Source organism: Aestuariibacter sp. GS-14, assembly GCF_006494365.1.
In the GTDB taxonomy this organism is placed as follows: domain Bacteria; phylum Pseudomonadota; class Gammaproteobacteria; order Enterobacterales; family Alteromonadaceae; genus Alteromonas; species Alteromonas mangrovi.
Window position 1 is genome coordinate 453589 of the sequence record NZ_VHIP01000001.1, and the last position, 19899, is coordinate 473487.

Annotated in this window: 21 protein-coding genes; 11 read left to right on the forward strand and 10 right to left on the reverse strand. The window is 46.2% G+C overall.

Annotation, left to right across the window (positions count from 1 at the left end; all coding sequences use genetic code 11):
• Positions 1–2 precede the first annotated feature (2 nt).
• Entirely contained in the window at positions 3–308 is a 306-nt protein-coding gene (locus FJ444_RS01965; RefSeq protein ID WP_140956223.1) for a DUF3301 domain-containing protein, read from the forward strand.
• Between the two features lie 25 nt (positions 309–333).
• Complete coding sequence (locus tag FJ444_RS01970) at positions 334–885, forward strand: zf-TFIIB domain-containing protein (protein ID WP_140956224.1); 552 nt, start codon at positions 334–336, stop codon at positions 883–885.
• Between the two features lie 44 nt (positions 886–929).
• Here the strand turns inward: FJ444_RS01970 and FJ444_RS01975 are convergent, their stop codons facing one another.
• Positions 930–1337: a hypothetical protein gene (locus FJ444_RS01975; RefSeq protein WP_181405028.1), complete on the reverse strand. Its 408-nt coding sequence runs from the start codon at positions 1335–1337 to the stop codon at positions 930–932.
• 904 nt (positions 1338–2241) lie between these two features.
• Here FJ444_RS01975 and FJ444_RS01980 point away from each other — a divergent pair.
• Complete coding sequence (locus FJ444_RS01980; protein WP_140956457.1) at positions 2242–2715, forward strand: NYN domain-containing protein; 474 nt, start codon at positions 2242–2244, stop codon at positions 2713–2715.
• Between the two features lie 647 nt (positions 2716–3362).
• On the opposite strand, the gene FJ444_RS01985 is transcribed toward FJ444_RS01980, so the two are convergent.
• Complete coding sequence (locus FJ444_RS01985) at positions 3363–4001, reverse strand: GNAT family N-acetyltransferase (RefSeq protein ID WP_140956226.1); 639 nt, start codon at positions 3999–4001, stop codon at positions 3363–3365.
• A 243-nt stretch (positions 4002–4244) separates the two neighbouring features.
• Entirely contained in the window at positions 4245–4607 is a 363-nt protein-coding gene (locus FJ444_RS01990; protein ID WP_140956227.1) for a DUF3192 domain-containing protein, read from the reverse strand.
• 178 nt (positions 4608–4785) lie between these two features.
• Here FJ444_RS01990 and FJ444_RS01995 point away from each other — a divergent pair, with 178 nt between their 5' ends.
• Positions 4786–5076, forward strand: coding sequence for a hypothetical protein (locus tag FJ444_RS01995; protein ID WP_140956228.1), 291 nt, complete (start codon positions 4786–4788; stop codon positions 5074–5076).
• Between the two features lie 24 nt (positions 5077–5100).
• Here the strand turns inward: FJ444_RS01995 and syd are convergent, their stop codons facing one another.
• The gene (gene syd / locus FJ444_RS02000) at positions 5101–5640 is read right to left on the reverse strand and encodes a SecY-interacting protein (RefSeq protein ID WP_140956229.1); all 540 of its coding nucleotides are present in this window, start codon (positions 5638–5640) and stop codon (positions 5101–5103) included.
• 139 nt (positions 5641–5779) lie between these two features.
• Here syd and queF point away from each other — a divergent pair, with 139 nt between their 5' ends.
• The 7 genes from queF (at position 5780) to FJ444_RS02035 (ending at position 13525) form a co-directional block, all read left to right on the forward strand.
• Positions 5780–6628, forward strand: a complete 849-nt coding sequence (gene queF, locus FJ444_RS02005; RefSeq protein ID WP_140956230.1) for an NADPH-dependent 7-cyano-7-deazaguanine reductase QueF — start codon at positions 5780–5782, stop codon at positions 6626–6628.
• A 37-nt stretch (positions 6629–6665) separates the two neighbouring features.
• On the forward strand, positions 6666–8174 hold the full coding sequence (locus FJ444_RS02010) for a GGDEF domain-containing protein (RefSeq protein ID WP_140956231.1): 1509 nt from the start codon (positions 6666–6668) through the stop codon (positions 8172–8174).
• Complete coding sequence (gene ppnN, locus FJ444_RS02015; protein ID WP_140956232.1) at positions 8171–9532, forward strand: nucleotide 5'-monophosphate nucleosidase PpnN; 1362 nt, start codon at positions 8171–8173, stop codon at positions 9530–9532. Before FJ444_RS02010 ends, ppnN begins: the two co-directional genes overlap by 4 nt.
• A gap of 96 nt (positions 9533–9628) precedes the next feature.
• Positions 9629–10003: a DUF3192 domain-containing protein gene (locus tag FJ444_RS02020; protein WP_140956233.1), complete on the forward strand. Its 375-nt coding sequence runs from the start codon at positions 9629–9631 to the stop codon at positions 10001–10003.
• 5 nt (positions 10004–10008) lie between these two features.
• On the forward strand, positions 10009–11682 hold the full coding sequence (locus FJ444_RS02025; protein WP_140956234.1) for an HDOD domain-containing protein: 1674 nt from the start codon (positions 10009–10011) through the stop codon (positions 11680–11682).
• Positions 11683–11963: 281 nt separating this feature from the next.
• Positions 11964–12971 (forward strand): isocitrate dehydrogenase, encoded by a 1008-nt coding sequence (locus FJ444_RS02030; RefSeq protein ID WP_140956235.1) that lies wholly within the window; start codon positions 11964–11966, stop codon positions 12969–12971.
• Positions 12972–13210: 239 nt separating this feature from the next.
• Positions 13211–13525: a ComEA family DNA-binding protein gene (locus tag FJ444_RS02035; protein WP_140956236.1), complete on the forward strand. Its 315-nt coding sequence runs from the start codon at positions 13211–13213 to the stop codon at positions 13523–13525.
• A gap of 52 nt (positions 13526–13577) precedes the next feature.
• Here the strand turns inward: FJ444_RS02035 and secF are convergent, their stop codons facing one another.
• The 6 genes from secF to FJ444_RS02065 form a co-directional block, all read right to left on the reverse strand.
• On the reverse strand, positions 13578–14519 hold the full coding sequence (gene secF / locus FJ444_RS02040; RefSeq protein WP_140956237.1) for a protein translocase subunit SecF: 942 nt from the start codon (positions 14517–14519) through the stop codon (positions 13578–13580).
• 10 nt (positions 14520–14529) lie between these two features.
• The gene (gene secD / locus FJ444_RS02045) at positions 14530–16374 is read right to left on the reverse strand and encodes a protein translocase subunit SecD (protein WP_140956238.1); all 1845 of its coding nucleotides are present in this window, start codon (positions 16372–16374) and stop codon (positions 14530–14532) included.
• A gap of 51 nt (positions 16375–16425) precedes the next feature.
• On the reverse strand, positions 16426–16764 hold the full coding sequence (gene yajC, locus FJ444_RS02050; protein ID WP_140956239.1) for a preprotein translocase subunit YajC: 339 nt from the start codon (positions 16762–16764) through the stop codon (positions 16426–16428).
• A gap of 20 nt (positions 16765–16784) precedes the next feature.
• On the reverse strand, positions 16785–17897 hold the full coding sequence (gene tgt / locus FJ444_RS02055; RefSeq protein ID WP_140956240.1) for a tRNA guanosine(34) transglycosylase Tgt: 1113 nt from the start codon (positions 17895–17897) through the stop codon (positions 16785–16787).
• A gap of 104 nt (positions 17898–18001) precedes the next feature.
• Positions 18002–19048, reverse strand: a complete 1047-nt coding sequence (gene queA, locus FJ444_RS02060; RefSeq protein WP_140956241.1) for a tRNA preQ1(34) S-adenosylmethionine ribosyltransferase-isomerase QueA — start codon at positions 19046–19048, stop codon at positions 18002–18004.
• Positions 19049–19423: 375 nt separating this feature from the next.
• Positions 19424–19675 carry a DUF6471 domain-containing protein gene (locus FJ444_RS02065; protein ID WP_140956242.1) on the reverse strand — a complete coding sequence of 84 codons (252 nt, stop codon included), beginning with the start codon at positions 19673–19675 and terminating at the stop codon, positions 19424–19426.
• Between the last annotated feature and the right edge of the window lie 224 nt (positions 19676–19899).

Here is a 19899-nt window from a genome sequence, read left to right on the forward strand (position 1 = left end):
GGATGAACTTACTGGATGTATTTTTGCTGGTACTGATTGCCACAAGCGGTGCGCTGTTCTGGCGAATCAGAATGATTTCAGAAGCAGCCAGCCGCTATCTGAATCAATACTGTGATTCGCAGCACCTGCAACTTATTAGCGTTGCACGCAGGCGTACCCGCCCTATGCTGTATCGCGGCAAACTGGATTGGCGCAGTGAATTTGACTTTGAATTCTCATCAACCGGTCAGGACTGTTATACTGGCAACTTAACCATGAACGGACTGACGGTTGTGGCCACCCAAACACCGCCTCACCGTATACATTAAACATCACACAAGGACGTTTCGCACTATGCAATGTACACAATGCAAACAAGGTCAGTTAGTACCAAGCTTTTTGGATGATTTATTTCGTGCTCATACCTGCAATCACTGCGGCGGAAACTGGATCCTGATTGAAGATTTTGTGAGTTGGAAAGAGCGCAACAAAGCGTTTGAATTCAAGAAGGAAAACAGCTTTTCGGAAGATACGGGAGACACGAAAAAAGCGCTGTTTTGCCCCGTTACAGGCAGTATTATGCGCAAATTCAAAATCTCCGCCACTACAGACCACAGAGTAGACTACAGCGCCCAGGTTGGCGGCATATGGCTGGATAAAGGCGAGTGGGCGCTGCTAAAAACGGAAGGTGTAGCAGGTGTACTCAATAATGTAGTTACCCAACAATGGCAAAACAAAGTTCGCGAAGAAAGTGCAGCTTCACACTTTGCCGACATATACGTGTCTAAATTTGGTGACGAGACTTATAAGGAAATTAAAGCGTTGCGCGAATGGTTGAATGCCCAACCCAATAAAGCTGATTTGCGTGCCTACTTGTTAGCTGAAGACCCTTATTCGGCTAACTAACTATAAAAGGACGGGCGCAGTAAAATACATAAGCCCGTTCGTATTTACTCCACCGCCGTAGTCACTGGCGCTGATAACTGTAACGTTTTAGTGCACTGACGGCTGAGACGATACAGGGTTTCAGGGGTCTGATATTGCGCAAACTCATCGGGAATAAACGAGGTTGAGTAAGCAACCAGTTCTGAACAAAACCAGCTGTCAGGACAATGTTTAAACGAACGAAAAAACACGCCTTTAATGCCAACATTGTCGAAAGGTTTACCGATTAATTGCACTGCCCTGCCAATATCGCCATCAATTTCACGGTATTCAATTTCGCGATATCGCGCTTCAAATTCACTGAGATGACTACGCAATACACCAAAACCGCCTTTGGCTTCGATAACATGGGCATCATCAGTGTCTAATATTGCTACATGAGACCATTTTGAACCGGTTCTCCAACGAATCATTCTGGAAATCCAGGAGCGATTACAACCAAATACAATAATCATTAGCGCTTTCCCATCCAAACTCACACACAACCGGAATGAAGCAGGCGTACCCACAGCTGGCCAGCAGACACTTCGTCGCTCAGGGGCCTTATGCTCTTGCGTTCAACAAATATGAATTGTATTTAGTTATATCGGATGTTTTTTAAACTGTAAACAAGAGACTTGTGCAATACAAATGAAAAAGGCGATAGCTCTCACTATCGCCTCTTTATAGAAATTTGAAGATCCCTCTCTGCGTAAAGTGCCAAATAACGTCTAACGCTATTCCCCTGCACGCAATTCCTTCTTTCTCATCCGTCCTGAATGAGCAGCCAATCCCTAGCTGGTCCCTTTCCTTTATCCTTGTTTACTTTACGTCCTGTTAAAGTATTCTTCGCTCCATGAAGTTGTCCATCAACCATCCCGGTTGTATCCGCTTCCTTGTAACCGGCTTCTTGCCAGTGTGCCCCATCCTGGGTTGTCCAGTGTCGTCCTTGGGTCATCCTGACTCAACGTTTCTCCCTGTGACGTAAATATAATATCTAACCCAATAATTATCGGAAGCGACTTTTTACAGAAAAATCGTGCATAGCCAGATGCTTTCATTGAACTTTAGTAGAAAGTTTTTTAAATACAGCAACATAGAAAATTGCGTAGGTGTTAACCTTTAGTCTAATTAGAACAAGCTTACAACACTGTAAGAAATGTCGTACAAGAAGAGGGACAAAATAGGACTTTGCAGACAGAAAATCGCGACCAGCAACTACCGTAACTCTCCACAGATTTTTACTGTTTATAAGAAGTTCGCTCTGCCAGTATATCTGGTAAGGGTATGAACATCCTTGTAGACTCGCAGCACACTCATAAACAGGTGCGAGATGCCATGCAGAATATCGCCATCTTTGTTGACGTACAAAATGTCTATTACACCACCCGTCAACACTATCGTCGCAACTTCGACTACAATGCTTTTTGGCGTAAAGTTACCCAAGGGCGAAATGTAATTGCGGCCTTTGCGTACGCAACACACCGCGGTGACAACAAACAAACAGAATTCCAGAATATTTTGCGGGCGATTGGATTTAACGTAAAACTCAAACCCTTTATCCAACGGGCAGATGGTTCAGCTAAAGCAGATTGGGATGTGGGTATTACTATTGATGTTCTGGACTACGCAGACCAGGCAGATCAAATCATATTGGTTTCCGGCGATGGTGACTTTGACTTGCTTGCAGATAAAATTACCAGAGATAAGGGAAAGCAATTTCATGTATACGGCGTTGAAGCCCTTAGTGCCGGTTCGTTAATAAAGGCCGCCACTCAGTTTACGCCAATTGATACTGACTTACTGTTGTAATGGAATCCGAATTGGTATTGTCCGGCGCACAATAAAAAAACGGTGGCCGTGGCCACCGTTTTTCTGTGAATTTTGAGTTTCCTTCTCAGCGATCCATTGCGACTTAAATCGTCCCGATTAAAATCCTTATACGCCCCTTTCCATCTTTTCTCACCACATCCTGCGTGAGCTGCAAATCCTGTGCAGATCCCTTTCCTTTACTCCCTGATTCGTTACACATCCTGCGTGTAGCATTCCTCATCCCGAGGTTGTCCTTATTTGGCCGCCTGGCCGGTCCTTACTGTCCCTAAATGAAACTGCCTGTTTCATTATGCTCATCCGTGAACAGTCCTGTGGTCGTCCTTGTGTCATCCTGACTCGTCGTGTTTCCATGTGACAAGTTCATATTACCCTGTTGGGAATAGATTACTATTACGGTTCTGTCACAAATAAATAATTTATTGCCAACTACAAAAGCAGTATAAAAATTTAACTAATACTTTCATGTATTTATAAAAATTAGTCAGCCAAACACATGCTCACAAAGGAACAATGTCTCACAACTTTGTAAGATATTTCGTACAGAGCTGTGAGACACAATCTTAATCTTTTGGCTAATGGCATCATGCGATGCCGGGACAGACTATCAACGGATACCCAAAACAGGGTTATGGACGAGGTCGAAACATCACATGGCCAAACTTAGTGGTAATTTCGACCTGGGCAACTTTTTGATAAAACCCATCAGCAAAAAATGACTCGTATTTAGGCACGGTAACAAATACGCCAACGCCTTCAGAATCGCGGTGTTCCAATAACACACTGTCTATTGCACGCATCAGTAAATGGCCCAGACCATGTGACTGATGATCGGGATGTACCGCAATAAAACTGAGCAAGTGGTACTTTTGAGCTGGCATCGCACTGCGAATCTTTTCTTCTTTTTCCAACATCTGACGGGTACCGTAGTATCCGGCTGTCAGTAACATCTTCAAACGCCAGTGCCAATACCGACCAGCGCCAATGGAATTGTCCGGTCCGGTAAGACAAGCCACTGCCAGTAATCGCCCTTCATCAAATAATCCAATGATGGGCTGATCAGCTTCCCAAAACGCGGTTAGTTCCTCGCGGATCGCAGAGCGCAACCGTGATTCATATCCCTCACGCTCAGACTGGAAAATTTCCAGAAAGATGGGATCGTCGTGGTAGGCATTGTAAATAATTGACGCAGCAACTTTAAGATCTTCTGCCGACAGATAAGCCGCTCTGACATTATCAAGCTGCGGTGAGGTATCTGCTTGAACCATATTTCAATCTCCCGGTTTAACGCTGTTGTTTTTATACGTCTAAAAACTGAATACGACTCACAGCCGAAAATACACAGTAATACTCACTTTATCTGAAAATCCTCACAAAGGTAAATTTTTTGTTAATTTTTTGTACTACCAAACCGTATTTCTTTGAAAAAGCAAAAAGGCGCTCATTTGAGCGCCTTTTTAATTATTAAAAATCAGAATGTTATACTTCAAACTGGTAGTCTCTGGATTTCATTACAGTTTGCGTAATGCCTCTTCGCCCCAGCCAATTAATCGGTTATCTTCAAATACCAACGGCGTGCACTCGTCTTTGGTAGTGATACCATCATCAGCCGCACGCTGCGTTCTGTAGTAAAGCACGCGATAGGTATGACCATCCTGACGAAGTAACTCGTTAAAATCTGCAACGCCCATACTGCGGGTCACGTCTTCATAGTGTGCATCGAGTTCCAGTTTTGAAATGTGTTTGCGATTATTGTATTCCCGCTGCTCCCAGGACGAGTTGTAATTTCTGCCGTCATCATCCCCTACTGAAATAACGCAACCAGAGAGTAAAAGTGGAGCCACCAGTGCCGTGCACAACAATATTTTTTTCATGTTTAGTCCTTGTCTTGCTAATTTGAATAGGTTTCGTTGTTATGCCAATACAATCAAGATTAGGGCCAAAAATAAACCATTGATTTAAAACAACTTTTAAAAAACACACTTGGCCTGAATGTAACTTTTAGGCAAAATAGGCAATTATTTAGCTTTTCTGACCACAATTGTAATTTTTATGAACGATAAAGAGAAATTTGAAAGCCTGTTTGCTATATGTATCAGCCTGGCAGAAGCTGGCCAGTCTCCCAGCGTAGGCTTACTCCGCGGCAAAGCCCCTTTTAGGGTAAGTGTGTTGGAAGCCATTGAAGTAATTAAGCGCTTTAATCAGCACCAGCAACTGGAAGCCAATAAGCCTAAAACCCTGACAGATCAGCAAAGGATTAAAGAGCTGGAAGCCCGGGTCGCCCAGTTGGAGCAGGCCATCGGTGTAATGGAAAGCCGGCTTGCCAAGCTCGACAACATCTGAGTTTAGTTTCCCAACAAAGGTTGATTAACTAAGCCCATCCAAAAAAGTGGCTAAATCCGGTGCCAGCTTGCGCACCGGAAGCCTACCGACCTGCTCAAGCACCACCTCTCCGGAGGTATTGTCTACAGAGAGAATAAAATCATCTTCATCCGTTAGACCAAAAAACAAGGTAAGCGGTTGTTTCAATCGTTGCTTCATCATTAAATGGCCAATCAAATTTTGCTGTAAACGCTCAAAGTCATCAGCATTACACACTTGTAAAAGTTCACACTGACCATCACTGGCCTGCGCAAGTAGATTAAAACTCCAGTTGGTAGTGAAGAACTGACAAAACTGCTCATTCAGGGAGATGTTCAACGCACTTTCAATATTGGCGAAATTCAGCGGAAGATCCATTGCTACCGGCTGCCAGTTAACCGCCATTCCAGCCTGAGCTGCTTCCTGGTAGCAAGGTGATGGCCAGTCTGGATCGTATTCAATTTTGAATCGCTGTTCGATTGTATTGGTGTCAGCCTGTAATCTTTGCACTAAGTTATGCAATGATTGTTGAACGATTTGCTCCATTGCCGCTCCATTTTCGCTATAATTGCCAGCATAGTAATAAATTTGTCCGGTAGATTATAGATCTGTGCTCCACTTGAGATTATTCAGGATGTGCAAACAATCTGCCCGTTGAACCTCGAAATGGAGCCAGACCGGTTGCATGACTGAACACACAAAAAAAACAGAATTGTCGCTTCCCACTCATCTTACTTTAGGTCAAAGCGTTGATTATATTGAGAATTACACTCCTGGATTGCTACAAAGCGTTCCCCGCTCCCTTAGCCGGGACCAGATTGGTGTTTCTCACCCTTTGCCTTTCGAAGGTGTCGACATTTGGAATGGTTACGAATTATCGTGGTTAAACAGCAAAGGAAAGCCGCAGGTAGCCATTTTGCAATGTCGTGTACCCGTTACGTCTGATAATTTAATTGAGTCCAAGTCGTTCAAGCTGTATCTGAACAGTTTTAACCAAACCCGATTTGACTCACGCGATGAAGTTTTAGCCTGTTTGCAAAATGATTTAAGCGAATGTGCAAATGCGCCTGTAACCGTTACGCTGTTGGGTCCGGACCAATTTGATGCCATGCCGGTTAACAACCTCACAGGAACCTGCATTGACGATCTGGATATTGATGTAGCTCATTATTCACCAATGCCATCTCTGCTAACCTGCGATGAAACTCAACAAGCAGAAGAAACATTGGTCAGTCACCTTCTTAAGTCAAATTGTCTCATTACCAGTCAGCCAGACTGGGCCAGCATTCAAATTAAGTACCAGGGCCCCAAAATTGATCATGAAGGCTTACTGGCTTATCTGATTTCGTTTCGCCAGCACAATGAATTTCACGAACAGTGTATTGAAAGGATTTACTGTGATTTAATGGCATTCTGTAAGCCATTGAAATTAGCTGTCTATGCGCGATACACAAGACGTGGTGGATTAGACATCAATCCTCTGCGAAGCAACTACACTAGTGAAATAGAAAATAGTCGTCAGGCCCGGCAGTAATCTGCCCTGGCAGCGCTAATAACAGGACAGAACAAAAATGGACGCAAAGCAGTTGCAATCGCTCAAAGCCAGTAACGAGCAGTTAGCCGGTTTCATTGTAAGACTGACAAATTTTTACGAAGGCCTGTCTCCTGATATTGATGCAGAGCTTGGCAGGCTCCGGGGTCATTTGAGTGGCAACGTAGATTTCACGCTGGCAAAAGTGAGCATAAACAAAATTAATCAATTGTTTATGCTTGAACCTACCAACCTTAAAAACCTGACACAGCAGTGGCTGCGCCAGCTGGACAATGACATTAAGGAATTTCAGCGTCACATTGAAGACGCTGAACTGACCAAAAAAGCACTGGGCGTGGCCACTTCGCTGAGCAAACCTGTCAGCTCAGTCGGTCAGCTCCTGCCACTCTACGAAAAACTCATTAAGTGTTATCAGGCTGGACTATTAAGTGCTGCGAAACCGGGTGCTGCCAATAACGGTGGGGCAAACAGCAAAACAGTTCAACTAAAACAAGACTTGATTGAGGAACTATCGCACCTGTTGCAAACCTACTCGCGAATTAATCCCGATGATGCCTTAATTGCTTCACTGCGTGACCGCATTGATGAAGAGTTAACCGAAGAAGAATTACTCAGCAGTTGTTTGTTGTTAATTCGCATCATGGTGCAGGAAACCGTTACCGAAGCCAGCACCGCAGGTAAGATTATTCACCGTTTAAACAATGCGCTGGGCAACATCAATGGTGACGTCACTTCAAGTATCAGTAAAAGTGTTGAAAGCTTTGAAGCACGCCAGGTTCGTCAGAAATCGCTGCGCTCCGTACTGGAAGATATGGAAGACGCTTTAGAGAACGAACAAAATATCGATCAGCTGAAAGAGCAGGCACAGCACTACCTTGGTCAGCTTGCAAATTCGTTATCGGCAGGAGAAGAAGCCGATAGGGTTGAACAGGAAGGTCTGATGACGCTGTTAGTGTCGATGCAGCAACAGTTGTCTTCATTACAAAAGCAAACAGACTCGTACCGCAAAAAACTGGTTGAACAGCGGGTAAACATGTACACCGACCCGTTAACCAAAGTGCCCAATCGCATGGCTTATAATGACCGCGCCGGTAAGGAATGGCAAAAGTGTCAGCAACTCAAGCAACCCATGAGTATTGCCGTAATCGATGTAGATCATTTTAAGCGCATCAACGACCAATATGGGCACGCCGCCGGCGATAAAACCCTGCAAGCAATTGCCCGATACCTGAAAAGCCGGCTTCACGCCAATGAATTTCTGGCCCGCTGGGGCGGCGAGGAATTTATTTTATTGATCCCCGATCTTACTAGTTCTCAGTTACCCGAACGATTAGACGAGTTGCGAATTGGCCTGGCCCAGCTACCCTTTAAGTTCAAGCAGGAAAGATTAACCGTTACGGTTTCTATTGGTGGCACGGAATGCCGCACAGGCGAACAACTCGATGCTGCGTTCGAACGCGCAGACAAATGTTTGTATCAAGCTAAAGCCGGTGGCCGTAACCTGGTAGTTGTACAGGAATCCGCATGAAAAAAATTCAGTTAAACCCGGTAGGCTGGATGAGTCAGCTCTCTCAGGTTGAAGTAAGCCGACTCGAAGACACCACCAACAGTGAGCTGTACCGGATGTTTCGAAACTGCTGTCTGGCGGTGTTAAACAGCGGTGTTGATGAAGATAACTACGAAGCACTATTCTCCCCTTACGATTCGTTCGAAATCCGCCTGATTAAGCGTGAGCGCGGCGTAAAACTGGAACTCATTAATCCACCAGAAGTGGGCTTCGTCGACAACCGGTTGGTTCGTGGCGTACATGAACATTTGTTTTCAGTACTACGCGACATGCTCTACATGGGTAACAAATACGCTTTTGTTCACCGGCAAGCGCCACTGGACAGCAGCGGAATTACCGACATGGTGTTCGACATGCTGCGTCACGCCAAGGTAATTGAGTCAAACAACGACCTCAATACCATTGTGTGTTGGGGTGGCCACTCAATTGGTTTAACCGAGTACAAGTACACCAAAGAGGTGGGATATCAGTTGGGATTGCGGGAGATGAACATCTGCACTGGCTGTGGCCCGGGAGCAATGAAAGGCCCGATGAAAGGCGCTGCGATTGGCCACGCCAAACAACGTTTTAAGGAAGGTCGCTATATTGGTATCTCAGAGCCGAGTATTATTGCCGCTGAGCCACCTAATGCCATCGTGAATGAACTGGTGATCATGCCAGACATCGAGAAGCGACTGGAAGCTTTTGTGCGAATTGCGCACGGGATTGTGATATTTCCAGGCGGTGTCGGTACCGCCGAAGAGCTGTTGTATTTGTTGGGTATATTGTCGCACGAGCGCAACGCTCAGCAACCTTATCCACTAGTGCTAACCGGGCCTGCCGGCAGCGAAGGCTATTTCGAAGCGATACACGACTTTATCGGCTCTACTCTGGGTAAAAGTGCGCAAAGCAAGTACCAAATTATTATTGACGATCCTGCTGAAGTGGCCAGAGTGTTGTGCCAGGGCAGTAAAAAAGTAGAGCAGTATCGCCTGGCGATGGGCGATGCGTTCAGTTTTAACTGGTCGCTAAAAATTGAAGACGATTTTCAGCAGCCTTTCATACCCAGCCATAAAAGCATGGCAGCGCTGAACCTGCATCGGGATCAGCCGCTATCAGATTTGGCCAGCAACTTACGCAAAGCATTTTCGGGCATCGTTGCAGGCAATGTAAAAGCCGAAGGCGTGAAACAAATTCGTGAACTTGGGCCATTTCACTTGTCCGGTGAAGCCGATATTATGTCGCGGATTGATGCCTTGTTAAAACAGTTCGTTACTCAGCAACGCATGAAATTACCGGGCACGGAGTATCAGCCGTGTTATACCATTAACCGCGATTAATAATCAGTAACATTCAAGGTGCTGACAGCCATACGGAAATTAGGGTAGACTGATTGCCGAATAGCGACTACCCACTCAAAAATAACGTATAAATACATGAATAGTAAAGTTATTAAACTTATCTTATTTGGCGTGGCATCTTATGCGGTGCTGGCCTTTATGCTGATTGCATTTTATCCCGACAAGCCAGAAAACATGGACTGGCAGGACCGGGAAGAATACAACAAAGTACAAATTTCCAAGCTGGCTTTGGGGATTACCCGTGCAGAAGTGCTGGCATTGTTGGGTGCACCTGATATCACTGAAGCAAAAATGCAGGGAAGCCGCGAGATTCAAGTGATGTTTTATCGCACCCAGCATGTTCGCGCAGACGGGCTGACTACGCAGGATGAGTGTACGCCGCTGTTATTCGAAAATGAAGCCTTAGTCGCCTGGGGTGAAGGGGCATATCAAACCTACCTGAGTAGCTAACAAATTTGGATGCATTTGCCGATCAACTGGCTGATATAACACAACAAAGCTTGTCGTTACCGGTGCTTCCGGCAAAGCAATCCAGTCAAATTAACGCCTATCTTACCGTTAGTGCCAACTGGCTTGCGCTGGCAGAGCAATCTTTGCCTTTACTAGCAGCTATAGCGTTTTTGCCAGCGTCTCAACTCCAACCGCAAAGCAAATTGTGGCGCCGGCATATTGCCTTGTATGTGTTGTTGGGTCTTCGTTCCAATACCAATCATCATACGCTGCAACAGGGTATTGCAGCGTTGCTGAGCTTTTATCAGCTCAAACAATCGCAAAGTGCGCCAGCTCAAAAAAAGCAGGTAGCAGCTCAACTTGCCCGACTAGATCAACATTATTGGGCATTCAGGTTATTAAGAATAGGCGCAAATGCGGCGAATTCCGACGATGTATTCACCCTTGCCTGGCGGTGGATCACTTTTTTACATCGGCAGCCAACTTCAAATGTGGCAGATATCATTCAGCATTTGGCTTTAGAGAATAATAATTTGCTCATTCGGTCATTGTCTGCACTACTGGATTATCCGGGACTTGTGCATGAAGGAAGCCGGGTAAAATGGCAACAACAGCCAGCGCTGTTGGTAGGCCAACTGCCAGACAAAGTATTGCTGTATTTGCCGAAAAGCGAACAGTTTAAATGGGATACCCAGGATCGCATCACACCCGATAACGGGAAATCGGTGTCATTAACACAGTGGATTCAGGTTGTTGAGCGACTGAATATTAATCAGGCCGAGCAAGTTACTACCAATGGTAACGAGCAGACATTTACCCTGCCTGACTATGACTGGGCGATGCCCACGAGTTACCCGGTAAGTCGCCCGCCAGTGACTCTGGAACGTCTGTTACGCGCATTAAATGATCCGGACATTGCTATTAAAAAAGTGGTAGAGCTTATCGGTTGCGAACCGGCCTTCACCACCTTTCTCACTCAGGCAGCATCCCAGGACAACCGAATGCAACTGCCGGTTCAGGATGTAAAACACAGTATACTTACTTATGGTCTTGACCGTGTCGGGCATATGCTGGTGCAACACGCACTGTATCAGCGCCTTTCTCAGCATTATTTTCCCTTATTACCCTGGTTCAGCAAACTCACTCAACTCGCTGCGCAAATTGCCAGCGAATTAGCATCGATTAGTACATCACTAACACCACAAAGTGCCGGGCTGGTTGTTACGGTAGCCTTGTCACCTTTATTCACGTTGCCATCGGCAAAAGCGCAGATTTATCTTCCCGTCAACGCAACGAAGCTGTTCAGTGTTGCCTCGTTGGTTTCAGCACAACCGGATAAATTAGTCGCGGTTATAAGGCAGCATCAACAGTCGCTGGCTGCGGCATGGCAACAACAAACACTACAAAGCAAACTTATCGCCTGTTGGGGCAAATTACCTGAAAACGTGCCCCCTGCATTGCGTCAGGCGCACTGTATCACGGGTTTAAGTTTGATTTGGGCAAGGCAATGGTTATTAAATCAATCTGCGTGTTCATCGACTCAGGCGTTTATTGCCCAGACAAAACAGGCCTATCCTGCTCTGACATCGCAGGAATCCACCATCAGAAATAGTCTGGCGAGTCAACTTGTGTGCCCTTTGAACGAATTTGCCAGCAATCGTCATTCACCAGATAAATAGCGACTACAGCCACTGGCAAAAAGGCATAATTCACTACTCATTTCCGGGCCGATCGTTTAGACTTACTACCGGCTGTGAAGGGTTGCCTAACGGTGTGAAGCCACGTGTATAACCACGTGCAAAACACAGAATAACATCACACTAAACGGCCCCCGGTGTAGCAAAAACCGGTAGTATGAATGAGCGTCATCGGTTCAAAATCTGTAATTACAGAAATTTACGCTACACTTACCCCAAAGCAAATTACCTAACGAATCAGTACAAGTTATTAAGGATCTCTGATGACTCAACAACGTATTACTGTCATCCGCGGAGATGGTATTGGCCCGGATATCATTGATGCTGCCACGCAAATTTTAGACAAAGTGGGTTGTGACTTTGCCTACGATTATGCCGACGCCGGTCTGGTAGCACTGGAAAATCACGGTGAATTACTGCCTCAGGAAACACTCGACCTGATCGCGAAAAACAAAGTAACCCTGAAAGGCCCGTTAACCACCCCGGTAGGCGAAGGATTTACGTCAATCAATGTTAGCCTGCGTAAACAGTTTAAGCTGTATGCAAACGTACGTCCTGTGTTGTCGTTTAAAGGCACTAAAGCACGTTACGAAGACATCGACATCATTACTGTGCGCGAAAACACGCAAGGTATGTATTCTGGCCTGGGACAGGTAGTTTCCGAAGATGGAACAGAAGCTGAAGCGCTGAGTAAAATCACTCGCGACGGCGCTGAAAAAATCGTGACCTTTGCGTACGAATTAGCGCGCCGTGAAGGCCGTAAACAAGTTACAGCAGTGCACAAAGCAAACATTCTGAAGTCTACATCGGGCTTGTTCCTGAAAGTGGCACGTGAAATCGGTGAAAAATACCCGGACATCGAGTCTAAGGAAATGATTGTCGATAACGCCTGTATGCAATTGGTAATGAACCCTCACCAATTCGACGTGATCGTAACCACCAACCTGTTTGGCGATATCCTGTCAGACCTGTGTGCAGGATTAGTTGGCGGTTTGGGTATGGCGCCTGGCGCTAACATAGGCGGCGACTGTGCCATTTTTGAAGCCGTTCACGGCTCTGCACCAGATATCGCTGGTAAAAACCTGGCGAATCCAACCAGTGTTATTCTCGCCTCTGTACAGATGCTCGAATACCTGGGTATGGCAGACAAAGCGGAACGTATCCGCGCTGCACTGAAAGACGTCATTGAAAGTGGCGATCGCACTACCCGCGATCTGGGTGGCCAGCACGGTACCACTGAGTTTACCCAGGCTGTGCTTGACCGCCTGTAAATCTCATATCCCCCTGTTCTAAAGCAAGCCAATTGGCTTGCTTTTTTTATGCCTGTCCTTCCTCACTTCACTTCACTTCACGTAGCGCAGTGCAAAAACTGGCCTTTTTCAGTACTGCCCGACAAACCGTAACGGCGTTAAGGTGTATACACCCAGCCAGAAATGAGCGTTAGCCTAGCTGACAATCTCAGGTAATGGCCAGGTAATCCCATACCCATTTTGAAAAAGGAAGATAAAACATGAATACCCGTTTAATCACATTTCTGGCATTACTACTGGCCTCAGTTTGCGGCGCAAGTGTTGCGTGTGCAGAGGCATTGTCTGTAACCGATAGCGTGGAACATGTTGCCAGTAAAGAAACACTGGTAAACCTGAATGCGGCTAATGTTGAGCAACTGATGACACTGCCGGGCATAGGTAAAAGCAAGGCTGAGGCAATTGTGGCATACCGTGAAGCCGAAGGCCCGTTCAATACCGTTGACGATCTGCTTGAGGTAAAGGGCATTGGCAAAAAGTTATTAGCTAAGCTGTCAGCGTCTGTTGAAGTGCGTTAACTAAAAAAGCCGCCCGGGAAAGGGCGGCTTTGAGTCAATCAGATCGCAACCCCTAAGGCATTGCGTCTAAATCTTCACCTTCTTTTTCTACTTGCGGCGGCATCAGATCTTCTTTACTGATCCCCAGCGACAGCGCAACAGAGCTGGCTATATAAATCGACGAGTAAGTACCTACCACAACACCAAATAGCAAGGCTGTAGCAAACCCGTGAATCAAAGCGCCACCTACAAAGAACAATGCCAGCAATACCAGCACCGTAGTTAACGATGTAATAATGGTACGATTCAGTGTTTGGGTAAGTGAAATATTGATGATCTCAATGGGTTCACCCTTGCGGATCTTACGGAAGTTTTCGCGAATCCGGTCGGATACAACAATGGTATCGTTAAGTGAGTAACCGATAACAGCCAGTACCGCAGCCAGTACAGTTAAGTCGAATTCGATTTGCAATACGGAAAACAAACCCAGCGTAAGAATCACGTCGTGTATTAACGCAGATACCGAACCCAGTGAAAACCGCCATTCAAAACGTGCGGCAACATAGATAAGAATACACACTAACGCAACCAGCATGGCCAGGCCACCCTGCTCTGTTAATTCCTCACCCACGTTTGGTCCTACGAATTCAATACGACGTTTTTCCACATCCGCATTGCCCTGACGCAAAATAGAAATAACCTGATCACCGATAGTAGTTGCATTAACGCCTTCACGTGGTGAAATGCGAATTAACACATCGGTACTACTGCCGAAGTTTTGTACAACGGCGTCAGGAAAATCATTTTCCGCCAATTGCACACGTATGGCGCCCAGATCTGCTGCGTCCGGATAACCCACTTCAATCAGGGTACCACCTGTGAAATCAAGACCCCAGTTGAGGCTGTTAACCCCCAGGGATACCAATGAACCAATAATAAGCACCGTTGACAACACCATGGCCGCCATTCGCAGCTTCATGAAGTTGATGGTGTCGTTTAATTGTAGTAGTTGCATGATCGTACTCCTAGATCGCCAGTTTGCTTACACGGCGGCCGCCCCATACAGCGTTTACGATAACTCTCGTTACCAGAATGGCTGTAAACATGGAGGTGGTAATACCGATCATCAGTGTTATGGAGAAGCCTTTAATTGGGCCTGTTCCAACGGCAAATAAGATAAGCCCGGCAATAAAGGTGGTAATGTTGGCATCTAAAATAGTGGAAAACGCACTATCGTATCCTTGATTGATAGCGTGTTGCGGGCTTCTTCCATCGCGAAGTTCTTCCCGAATACGCTCAAAAATCAGCACGTTGGCATCTACCGCCATACCTACTGTTAATACAATCCCAGCCATACCAGGTAATGTGAGTGTTGCACCGGGGATCATAGACATGATACCCACCATCATGATCAGGTTTACTGCCAGGGCAATATTGGCAACTAAACCAAACGCCTTGTAGTACACCAGCATGAACAGCATCACCAAAAACAGCCCCCACACAATGGCTTGCATACCCAAATCAATGTTTTCCTGACCCAGGCTTGGTCCAACCGTGCGTTCTTCAACAATTTGAATAGGCGCAATCAGCGCACCGGCGCGCAGCAGTAAACTCAGGTCGCGGGCTTCTTTTGGTGAATCCAGACCCGTAATACGGAAACTGCTACCAAACTGAGAGCGAATGGTCGCCACGTTGATCACTTCTTCGTGACGTTCAAAGATCAATTTGCCATTGGCGTCACGATCCCCTGTGGCTTTGTATTCAATGAATACCGTAGCCATTGGCTCGCCAATATTTTCACGGCTGGCACGCGACATTTTGTTGCCGCCTTCAGAATCCAGCGAAATACTTACCTGAGGTAAACCGTACTCATCCACACCACTGTTGGCGTCGATGATGTGGTTACCTTTAACAATAACGCGCTTATCCAGCAAAACCGGGCGACCGTCTTTGTCATTCAACAACTGAGAACCCGCAGGTACTCTACCCTGCTGCGCATCGCGCACATCGTTGTCCTGGTCGACCATGCGGAATTCCAGGGTAGCTGTTGCATTCAGAATTTCTTTCGCACGCGCGGTATCCTGAATACCAGGCAATTGCACAACAATGCGCTCTGCACCTTGTTTTTGAACAACAGGCTCAGCTACACCCAGTTGGTTTACCCGGTTGCGGATAATGGTGATGTTTTGCTTTACGGCGTAATCGCGAATTTCAGCCAGTTTGGTTTCGGCAAATTGTGCGCGAAGAACCAGACTGTCGAGTTCCTGATAAGTCAGGTCGCGGTTGCGGTTTTTCAGGAAGAATTCGGCTTTATCGAGCGTCTCTTCATCGCGGAACTGAATATCGATATGGCCATCGCGCACATCTACCGACCGATAACGCAATTTCTCTTCGCGCAATGCGGTACGAAAATCACTTTCAGCGTCTTCAAGTGCTTTGGAGATGGCTTCGTTCATATCAACTTCCATCAGGAAGTGAACACCACCCCGCAAATCCAGGCCCAGCTTCATTGGCTCACCACCCAAACCTTCAAGCCAGTCTGGTGTATCCGCCGCGAGGTTCATGGCTACCACGTAGTCGTCACCCAGTTCGCGATCTAACAAATCCCGAGCACGGAGCTGACTATCAGAGTCGGGTAAGCGGATTAATATCTGCTCGTTTTCGAACTCTATGGCTTTACTTGAGATGTTATTGGCGGCCAGAATATCAGACACTTTGGACTCAAGGGCCTCAGTAACCGTTGCGTTACGCGAAGCTGAAATTTGCACAGCATTATCTTCACCGTAAATATTGGGCAAAGCATACAAGCTGCACAATCCCACCAGCACAAGTACCAGCAGAACCTTAAAAATAGAATTTTGATTTAACACGGACATTCCCTTAACCGGGCACCTATGTCCAAGGTACCCGGTGAGCGGTTATTAAATAGACTTCATTGTACCTTTTGGCAGTACAGCGCTTACCGCTGTTTTCTGCACAACAATGTTGGTTGCGTCGTTCAATGCAATTTCAATAAAGTCTTTGTCGTCAGACACTTTTGTAACGCGTCCTACCAAACCACCCTGGGTGAGCACTTCGTCACCTTTGCCCAGTGAAGAAACCAGTGCTTTGTGCTCTTTTACACGTTTTGCCTGCGGACGATACAGCAGAAAGTAGAAAATCAAACCGAATACACCCAGCATGATCAACATTTCAAGACCGCCGCCCTGAGCGCTTCCACCGGCAGATTGTGCATAGGCGTTAGAAATAAATAAACTCATAATGTTCCCCGTTTAAATTGTTATAAAGCCGGTACCGGCATGTTTTTCTGTGCGTAAAATTCTTCTACAAATGCATCCAGTGAATCACTGGCAATGGCATCGCGCAACCCTTGCATAACACGCTGATAATACCGCAGATTGTGAATAGTATTCAGACGTGCGCCGAGGATTTCATTACATTTGTCCAGATGGTGTAAATATGACCGTGAATAGTTTTTACAAGTGTAACAATCACATTTTTCATCCAAAGGACCAGTATCGTTTTTGTGCTTTGCGTTGCGGATCTTTATCACACCTTCTGTGACAAACAAATGACCATTTCGCGCGTTGCGGGTTGGCATAACGCAGTCGAACATATCAATGCCGCGGCGCACTGCCTCTACGATGTCTTCTGGCTTGCCCACGCCCATTAGGTAACGCGGCTTATTTTCCGGTATTTTCGGTGCGGTGTGATTAATGATGCGAATCATGTCCTCTTTCGGTTCACCCACCGATAAACCGCCAATGGCGTACCCATCAAAGCCAATGTCTTCAAGCCCTGCCAGGGATACATCACGCAAATCCTCGAACATACCCCCCTGGATAATACCGAATAACGCGGACGGATTGTCGCCGTGCGCTTCTTTACTGCGCTTAGCCCAGCGCAACGACAACTCCATAGAGATGCGTGCTTCCTGTTCAGTTGCGGGATAAGGCGTACATTCGTCGAAAATCATCACGATGTCTGATCCCAGATCACGCTGCACTTCCATCGACTTTTCCGGTGTCAGCAGGATCTTTTCGCCGTTAATAGGCGAGCGGAAGGTTACCCCTTCTTCAGTGATCTTGCGCAGATCACCCAGACTAAACACCTGGAAACCACCGGAATCAGTAAGAATGGGCTTTTCCCAGTGCATAAAATCGTGCAGGTCGCCATGTTGCTTAATAATGCCCGTACCAGGGCGTAACATTAAGTGAAAGGTGTTACCCAAACATATGTGCGCGCCACTGTCTTCAAGCTCTTCCGGGGTCATCCCCTTCACTGTACCGTAAGTGCCCACAGGCATAAAAGCCGGTGTCTCCACAACGCCGCGCTCGAAAACGAGACGGCCGCGTCGGGCCTTACCATCGGTATGTAGTAATTCAAATTGCATTGTGTAGATTATCCTGTCTGAACCAGATCCCGGCCGCGAAATTGGCCAAAAGTCATCTGTCCGGGTTCAATTGAGGGCGGATTATACCAGCTATTAAGCAGAGATCATGCGTTTGTCGCTTTTTCGATAAACATGCTGTCGCCATAACTATAAAAACGGTACTCCTGCTGAATGGCCTGTTCATAGGCATACAGCACATTATCCCTGCCTGCAAAGGCACTTATCAGCATGATCAGGGTAGATTCAGGCAGATGAAAGTTAGTAAACATAGCGTCGACTACTTTAAATTCAAAACCGGGATAAATAAAAATATCGGTGTCAGACTGATACACCTGCAGGATCTCGTCTTTGCTTGCTGCCAGCGCGGATGACTCCAACGAACGAACTGATGTTGTTCCCACTGCTATTACGCGTTTTCCAGCGGCTTTGGTCGCCCGCACTGCATCTACAACCTCCTGCGGCACAATGGCGAATTCGCTGTGCATCTTGTGTTCAAGAATGTTGTCAACCCGGACTGGCTGGAATGTGCCTGCACCAACGTGCAGTGTGACATACGCCAGTTTTACGCCCTTGGCTTTGAGTTTTTCAAGCAGTTGCTGATCGAAATGCAACCCTGCGGTAGGCGCGGCTACTGCACCCGGCGCCTGGTTATACACGGTTTGATAACGTTCCTTGTCACTATTTTCATCGGGTCTGTCAATATAAGGTGGCAGCGGCATGTGCCCATACTGCTCCAATTGTTCAAGTACCGTCGCATCTCCGTTAAATCGCAGTTCAAACAACGCATCCTGGCGTCCGGTCACTGTTACACTGACGGCATTTTCCAACAGTAAATCTGCACCTGGTTTCGGAGCTTTACTTGCACGTACGTGAGCCAGCGCATTGTGGTCATCCAGGATACGCTCTATCAGCACTTCAACTTTACCGCCACTGGCCTTTTGACCCAGCATGCGGGCAGGAATCACACGGGTATTGTTAAATACCAATAAATCACCAGGTTGAACTAAATCCAGCATGTGCTGGAACTGGGAGTGAGCAACCTCTCCCGTATTGCCGTTTAAATGGAGCAAGCGACTCGCGGTGCGGTCTGGGGTGGGATATTTGGCAATAAGATGTTCAGGGAGCGTAAAGCTAAAATCAGATAATTTCATGGGCATCGATACTAAATTTATAATTTTCTATGGCCGGTAACGACTAAATCATTAAACAAAAGGTTAAAAACAGTACAATTAGTTTTTTCCATACTTAATCGTTAAAGATAAGAAGAATCCTCGCAATCACACGTATTTAAGGGGATTCAGAGCAACACATTTTTTCTCGCATTAAGTTTAGGTATATTTTTCAATACTCAGGGATGCTCATTTATACACCAACGCTCTTCCCTAGTTGAATATTAGGTTTAGTATATATCCAGAAGCGATGATGTTCTCCCATCTTCCTTTTCCTTCTTACCCAGCCTTTTTGGCTGGGTTTTTATTTTCTATGGTTCTGCTGTACAAGTCCATTCATCTCTTCAGCGCTATCGGTCATTCGTGTTCATCAAGCACCGATGCAATGGTTTCAACTGATAGCGCTCTGGCGTTCAGCACAAACAATATCTGGAGTAGCAGGTCGGCCCCCAGAATCCCTTTGTTCACTTTATTTCTCAAATTATCGGCAGTTTGATCAATTCCCACTTCAGCAAGCCTGTCACTGAGCCCCTGATATTTCACGCCGCGTATCGACATTTCAGATCGCACAATGCGTTGCACCGCCATTCGCCATTGATTCCGGTCCATTAAAAACCCTTTTGTGAATTATATTTTACATTGACACATCTTTTTACACATAAAGACATAATAATTATTGACGACAATTACGCTCTTTGTCTACACTTTGTTGCGTTGATATTGAGAAAGCAACACAACAACACAGCATTGGTGGGATTTCCCAACAGGGTTTCCCAGCAGGATTTCCCAACAGGGTTTCTCAACAGGGTTTCCGATTGGGTTTCCCGCTAATT

Excerpts from the sequence above, each read along its gene's own strand:
- secF (WP_140956237.1), bottom strand. The coding sequence starts at position 14,519 with ATGCAACTACTACAATTAAACGACACCATCAACTTCATGAAGCTGCGA.
- FJ444_RS01970 (WP_140956224.1), top strand. The coding sequence starts at position 334 with ATGCAATGTACACAATGCAAACAAGGTCAGTTAGTACCAAGCTTTTTG.
- queA (WP_140956241.1), bottom strand. The coding sequence starts at position 19,048 with ATGAAATTATCTGATTTTAGCTTTACGCTCCCTGAACATCTTATTGCC.
- FJ444_RS02035 (WP_140956236.1), top strand. The coding sequence starts at position 13,211 with ATGAATACCCGTTTAATCACATTTCTGGCATTACTACTGGCCTCAGTT.
- syd (WP_140956229.1), bottom strand. The coding sequence starts at position 5,640 with ATGGAGCAAATCGTTCAACAATCATTGCATAACTTAGTGCAAAGATTA.
- FJ444_RS01995 (WP_140956228.1), top strand. The coding sequence starts at position 4,786 with ATGAACGATAAAGAGAAATTTGAAAGCCTGTTTGCTATATGTATCAGC.
- FJ444_RS02010 (WP_140956231.1), top strand. The coding sequence starts at position 6,666 with ATGGACGCAAAGCAGTTGCAATCGCTCAAAGCCAGTAACGAGCAGTTA.
- FJ444_RS02030 (WP_140956235.1), top strand. The coding sequence starts at position 11,964 with ATGACTCAACAACGTATTACTGTCATCCGCGGAGATGGTATTGGCCCG.
- yajC (WP_140956239.1), bottom strand. The coding sequence starts at position 16,764 with ATGAGTTTATTTATTTCTAACGCCTATGCACAATCTGCCGGTGGAAGC.
- FJ444_RS01965 (WP_140956223.1), top strand. The coding sequence starts at position 3 with ATGAACTTACTGGATGTATTTTTGCTGGTACTGATTGCCACAAGCGGT.
- FJ444_RS01975 (WP_181405028.1), bottom strand. The coding sequence starts at position 1,337 with ATGATTCGTTGGAGAACCGGTTCAAAATGGTCTCATGTAGCAATATTA.
- FJ444_RS01980 (WP_140956457.1), top strand. The coding sequence starts at position 2,242 with ATGCAGAATATCGCCATCTTTGTTGACGTACAAAATGTCTATTACACC.
- FJ444_RS02065 (WP_140956242.1), bottom strand. The coding sequence starts at position 19,675 with ATGGACCGGAATCAATGGCGAATGGCGGTGCAACGCATTGTGCGATCT.
- queF (WP_140956230.1), top strand. The coding sequence starts at position 5,780 with ATGACTGAACACACAAAAAAAACAGAATTGTCGCTTCCCACTCATCTT.
- tgt (WP_140956240.1), bottom strand. The coding sequence starts at position 17,897 with ATGCAATTTGAATTACTACATACCGATGGTAAGGCCCGACGCGGCCGT.
- FJ444_RS01985 (WP_140956226.1), bottom strand. The coding sequence starts at position 4,001 with ATGGTTCAAGCAGATACCTCACCGCAGCTTGATAATGTCAGAGCGGCT.
- FJ444_RS01990 (WP_140956227.1), bottom strand. The coding sequence starts at position 4,607 with ATGAAAAAAATATTGTTGTGCACGGCACTGGTGGCTCCACTTTTACTC.
- FJ444_RS02020 (WP_140956233.1), top strand. The coding sequence starts at position 9,629 with ATGAATAGTAAAGTTATTAAACTTATCTTATTTGGCGTGGCATCTTAT.
- ppnN (WP_140956232.1), top strand. The coding sequence starts at position 8,171 with ATGAAAAAAATTCAGTTAAACCCGGTAGGCTGGATGAGTCAGCTCTCT.